The organism is Pedobacter heparinus, assembly GCF_032678725.1.
In the GTDB taxonomy this organism is placed as follows: domain Bacteria; phylum Bacteroidota; class Bacteroidia; order Sphingobacteriales; family Sphingobacteriaceae; genus Pedobacter; species Pedobacter heparinus_A.
This window is the reverse complement of the sequence record NZ_JAVTSC010000032.1, coordinates 1-5,840: the sequence shown is the minus strand read 5'-3', so window position 1 is coordinate 5,840 and position 5,840 is coordinate 1. Positions and strand designations below refer to the sequence as shown.

2 tRNA genes and 3 rRNA genes are annotated in these 5,840 nt (G+C 47.2%); all 5 read right to left on the bottom strand.

What is annotated here, in order from left to right:
* Positions 1-20: 20 nt before the first annotated feature.
* Positions 21-132: ribosomal RNA gene (rrf, locus tag R2Q85_RS24360) — 5S ribosomal RNA — on the bottom strand.
* Positions 133-266: 134 nt separating this feature from the next.
* Positions 267-3,145, bottom strand: a 23S ribosomal RNA gene (locus R2Q85_RS24355).
* A 224-nt stretch (positions 3,146-3,369) separates the two neighbouring features.
* Positions 3,370-3,446, bottom strand: a tRNA-Ala gene (locus tag R2Q85_RS24350).
* A gap of 18 nt (positions 3,447-3,464) precedes the next feature.
* Positions 3,465-3,539: transfer RNA gene (locus tag R2Q85_RS24345), tRNA-Ile, on the bottom strand.
* 178 nt (positions 3,540-3,717) lie between these two features.
* Positions 3,718-5,239, bottom strand: a 16S ribosomal RNA gene (locus tag R2Q85_RS24340).
* The 16S, 23S and 5S rRNA genes sit together here with 2 tRNA genes alongside, the layout of an rRNA operon.
* Positions 5,240-5,840 lie beyond the last annotated feature (601 nt).

Genomic DNA, 5,840 nt, shown 5'->3' with positions numbered 1-5,840 from the left:
GACTACCGGCTTTCTTTAAGATTTGGCACCGACCTACTCTCCCACGTGTTACCGCAGTACCATCGGCTCTGGTGGGCTTAACTTCTCTGTTCGGAATGGGAAGAGGTGGACACCACCGATATAGGCACCTAAATATTTTTAATGTTATTCAGCTTTTATATCTTTCACACCTGTTTTTAATTCCAGGTATGGCTTTGATTCAGCTTTATAACAATGACATATTATTGAAAGAAGTTAGTTAGGAAGAACAAACAACAGTTTATTGCTCTTGAAAGCTTCGGATGATTAGTATTACTCGACTTTGATGTCACCACCTTTACATCTATAACCTATCAACGTAGTAGTCTACTACGGTCCTATATGGAATTCTCATCTCGTGGCTAGTTTCGCACTTAGATGCTTTCAGCGCTTATCTATTCCCAGCGTAGCTACTCTGCAATGCCCCTGGCGGAACAACAGATTCACTAGAGGCTAGTCCAACCCGGTCCTCTCGTACTAAGGTCAGCCCCACTCAAAATTCCTACGCCCACAACAGATAGGGACCGAACTGTCTCGCGACGTTCTGAACCCAGCTCGCGTGCCACTTTAATCGGCGAACAGCCGAACCCTTGGGACCTTCTCCAGCCCCAGGATGTGACGAGCCGACATCGAGGTGCCAAACCTCCCCGTCGATATGAGCTCTTGGGGGAGATCAGCCTGTTATCCCCAGCGTACCTTTTATCCTTTGAGCGATGGCCCTTCCATGCAGAACCACCGGATCACTATATCCGTCTTTCGACCCTGCTCGGCTTGTCTGCCTCACAGTCAAGCAAGCTTATGCTATTGCACTCCTCATACGGTTACCAAGCGTATTGAGCTTACCTTTGAAAGCCTCCGTTACCTTTTTGGAGGCGACCACCCCAGTCAAACTACCCATCAAACAATGTCCCCGACTGAGTCGGGTTAGACACCGAATACAAAAAGGGTGGTATTTCAACGTTGACTCCACGACGCCTGGCGACGCCACTTCATAGTCTCCCACCTATCCTACACATCCTGTATCCAATGTCAATGTTAAATTGTAGTGAAGGTGCATGGGGTCTTTCCGTCCCGTTGCGGGTACCCGGCGTCTTCACCGGGACCACAATTTCACCGAGCTCATGGCTGAGACAGCGCCCAGATCGTTACACCATTCGTGCAGGTCGGAACTTACCCGACAAGGAATTTCGCTACCTTAGGACCGTTATAGTTACGGCCGCCGTTTACTGGGGCTTCAATTCAATGCTTCGGTTTAACCCTAACATCCCCTCTTAACCTTCCAGCACCGGGCAGGTGTCAGGCCTTATACTTCATCTTTCGATTTTGCAAAGCCATGTGTTTTTGTTAAACAGTCGCCTGGGCCTTTTCACTGCGGCTGATATTGCTACCAGCGCCCCTTCTCCCGAAGTTACAGGGCCATTTTGCCGAGTTCCTTAGCCATGATTCACTCGAGCGCCTTAGAATTCTCTTCCCGGATACCTGTGTCGGTTTGCGGTACGGGTTTTTATAACCTGAAGCTTAGCGGTTTTTCTTGGAAGTCTGATTACCTGCACTATCCACGCCCCCGAAGGTTTGCGGTACTATCAGCCTTTAGCAAGACCGGCGGATTTGCCTACCGGTCCTATACCTACAGCCTTCAACGATCTATTCCGTCAGATCGCGGCAGTGTCACTACTCCGTCCCCACATCGCAGTTATAAAAAGTACGGAAATATTAATCCGTTGTCCATCGAATATCCCCTTCGGGTTCTCCTTAGGCCCCGACTAACCCTGATCCGATTAGCGTTGATCAGGAAACCTTATCCTTTCGGCGGGCAGGTTTCTCGCCTGCCTTATCGTTACTTATGCCTACATTTGCTTTTCCAGAAGCTCCAGCACAACTTACGTCATACCTTCGCTGCCGCTGGAATGCTCCCCTACCGTAATATTAATATTACCCATAGCTTCGGTGTACAATTTGATGCCCGTTTATTATCCATGCCCGATCGCTCGACTAGTGAGCTGTTACGCACTCTTTAAATGAATGGCTGCTTCCAAGCCAACATCCTAGCTGTCTGTGCAATCGGACCTCGTTAGTTCAACTTAACTGTAACTTGGGGACCTTAGCTGATGGTCTGGGTTCTTTCCCTCTCGGCGCGTGACCTTAGCACCCCGCGCCTCACTGCCGTGTATATTAAATAGCATTCGGAGTTTGTCTGGATTTGGTAGGATTTGACTCCCCCGCACCCAATCAGTAGCTCTACCTCTATTTAACTTAACCACGACGCTGTTCCTAAAAACATTTCGGGGAGTACGAGCTATTTCCCAGTTTGATTAGCCTTTCACCCCTACCCACAGATCATCCGGAAACTTTTCAACGTTTATCGGTTCGGTCCTCCAGTACGTGTTACCGCACCTTCAACCTGTCCATGGGTAGATCACAAGGTTTCGCGTCTACCTCCCCTGACTATACGCCCTATTCAGACTCGCTTTCGCTTCGGATCCGTGTCTTAAACACTTAACCTTGCCAGAGAAGAGTAACTCGTAGGCTCATTATGCAAAAGGCACGCCGTCACGGAACAAGTCCGCTCCGACCGCTTGTAAGCACACAGTTTCAGGTTCTATTTCACTCCCCTGTTCGGGGTTCTTTTCACCTTTCCCTCACGGTACTGGTTCACTATCGGTCTCTCAGGAGTATTTAGCCTTACCGGATGGTGCCGGCAGATTCCCACAAGGCGTCTCCGACCTCGCGGTACTCAGGATACTACTAGACTAATGGTACTTACGTGTACGCGGCTCTCACGCTATATTGCCAGGCTTCCCATCCTGTTCCACTTCATTGCATTATAATCATATCGTAGTCCTACAACCCTCACAATGCCGTAACATTATGAGTTTGGGCTCTTTCCCTTTCGCTCGCCACTACTTAGGAAATCATTATTATTTTCTCTTCCTCTGCTTACTTAGATGTTTCAGTTCGGCAGGTTTGCGTACATTGTACGACTAGTCTTCAACTAGCCAGGTTTCCCCATTCAGAAATCTTCGGATCAATTCATATTTGCTAATCCCCGAAGCTTATCGCAGCTTATCACGTCTTTCATCGCCTCTGAGAGCCAAGGCATCCCCTGTGTGCTCTTATTTACTTTCTTCTCTCCATAGCCTTTTGCGCCTATGGAAATGCTTTTTTTGATTGTCGTTATCTCTACAGATCTCCATTCCTGATTGCTCAGTCCTTTCTATCCTTCAAGCTAACAACGTCTCTATTGTTGTTTGCTCTTCTTTTTTAACTTCTTCCAATATGTCAAAGAACTTTTCTATCCCGGGTTGCATTGCTGCTTCCTATTTCCGTGCCTTTTGTATCAGGTACCGGTGATGGTGGAGAATAACGGAGTCGAACCGTTGACCTCCTGCGTGCAAGGCAGGCGCTCTAGCCAGCTGAGCTAATCCCCCGTAAGATTATTCCTAATGTAGTCCCGAGCAGATTTGAACTGCTGACCCCTACATTATCAGTGTAGTGCTCTAACCAAACTGAGCTACGGGACTATTTTTCGTAAGTAAGGTTTATGAGTATTGATTTCTCATTTTCACAAATCTTTTGAACTACTCATGTCCCCTTTCTTCAGTATGGAGCACTAAACCATGCTTCATCCTATGGGTTGTCTTTTTTTGAGATCTTGTCATTTATATCATTCAGCGTAGCGAGTAGTCTAACCTACTCCAGAAAGGAGGTATTCCAGCCGCACCTTCCGGTACGGCTACCTTGTTACGACTTAGCCCCAGTTATCGGTTTTACCCTAGGACGCTCCTTGCGGTTACGTACTTTAGGTACCCCCAACTTCCATGGCTTGACGGGCGGTGTGTACAAGGCCCGGGAACGTATTCACCGCGTCATTGCTGATACGCGATTACTAGCGAATCCAACTTCAAGAGGTCGAGTTGCAGACCTCTATCCGAACTGTGAATGGCTTTTTGAGATTCGCTTGCTGTTGCCAGCTTGCTGCCCTCTGTACCATCCATTGTAGCACGTGTGTAGCCCCGGACGTAAGGGCCATGATGACTTGACGTCGTCCCCTCCTTCCTCTCTGTTTGCACAGGCAGTCTGTTTAGAGTCCCCACCTTAACGTGCTGGCAACTAAACATAGGGGTTGCGCTCGTTGCGGGACTTAACCCAACACCTCACGGCACGAGCTGACGACAGCCATGCAGCACCTAGTTTCGTGTGATTGCTCACTTATCTATCTCTAGATAATTCACTAACTTTCAAGCCCGGGTAAGGTTCCTCGCGTATCATCGAATTAAACCACATGCTCCTCCGCTTGTGCGGGCCCCCGTCAATTCCTTTGAGTTTCACCCTTGCGGGCGTACTCCCCAGGTGGAATACTTAACGCTTTCGCTTAGCCGCTAACTGTATATCGCTAACAGCGAGTATTCATCGTTTAGGGCGTGGACTACCAGGGTATCTAATCCTGTTTGATCCCCACGCTTTCGTGCCTCAGCGTCAATCACACCATAGTAAGCTGCCTTCGCAATCGGTGTTCTGTGACATATCTATGCATTTCACCGCTACTTGTCACATTCCGCCTACCTCTAGTGTATTCAAGCTCATCAGTATCAAGGGCACTGCGATGGTTGAGCCACCGTCTTTCACCCCTGACTTAATAAGCCGCCTACGCACCCTTTAAACCCAATAAATCCGGATAACGCTTGGATCCTCCGTATTACCGCGGCTGCTGGCACGGAGTTAGCCGATCCTTATTCCTTCGGTACATTCAGCTATTTACACGTAAATAGGTTTATTCCCGAATAAAAGCAGTTTACGACCCAGAGGGCTGTCTTCCTGCACGCGGCATGGCTGGTTCAGAGTTGCCTCCATTGACCAATATTCCTTACTGCTGCCTCCCGTAGGAGTCTGGTCCGTGTCTCAGTACCAGTGTGGGGGGTCATCCTCTCAGATCCCCTAGTCATCGTCGCCTTGGTGGGCCGTTACCCCGCCAACTAGCTAATGACACGCATGCCCATCTTAATCCTATAAATATTTGAACATTGGATAATGCTATCCTGTGTTTTTATGCGGTGTTAATCCGAATTTCTTCGGGCTATCCCCCTGATTAAGGTAGGTTGCATACGCGTTACGCACCCGTGCGCCACTTTCCTCTATAGCAAGCTAAAGAGTATCGTTCGACTTGCATGTATTAGGCCTGCCGCTAGCGTTCATCCTGAGCCAGGATCAAACTCTCCATTGTAAATGTTGTGTTTGAACGCTGACCATTCTTAACTTGTATTAATAATAGTCTTATTCTAATTGTATTGTCTAGTTAGAATTAAACTTGAAAAAATAGCTCCAGTATCATGTACTTTGATTCCGTACTGTTTTACCTCGCTACGCTTATAAATGACATCTCTTTAATGAACTTATCGAATCGCCTCACGGGTCTTCTGTATATATCTTCGTATCCTTTCTTCAGTTTCCCCCTGGTCTTAATATTCCAGGTCTCAGTTTCAAAGCTCAACGTTTCAATCTCGTTTTTTATCTCCTTAACAACTCCGTCGTTTAGGCTCCCTGTGTTTGGGATTGCAAAGGTAGAAATCTTTTTAGTATTGTCAAGCTTTTTCTAAAACTTTTTTTTCCTTTTTTCCGAAGCCTTAAAACAACTCCCGAAAAATAACAACCTCTACTTTTCATCTCCTCAAATCACCTTCTCATCATCCCATCTCACCATTTCCCTTCCTCCGAAGCGGGATGCAAAAGTAGGAAAATTATACACCCAAACAAACTATTCCTAACCTTTATCCACAATAAATTCATAAAACACTGGAAAACAATAAGAAAAAATTAAAAGGAAA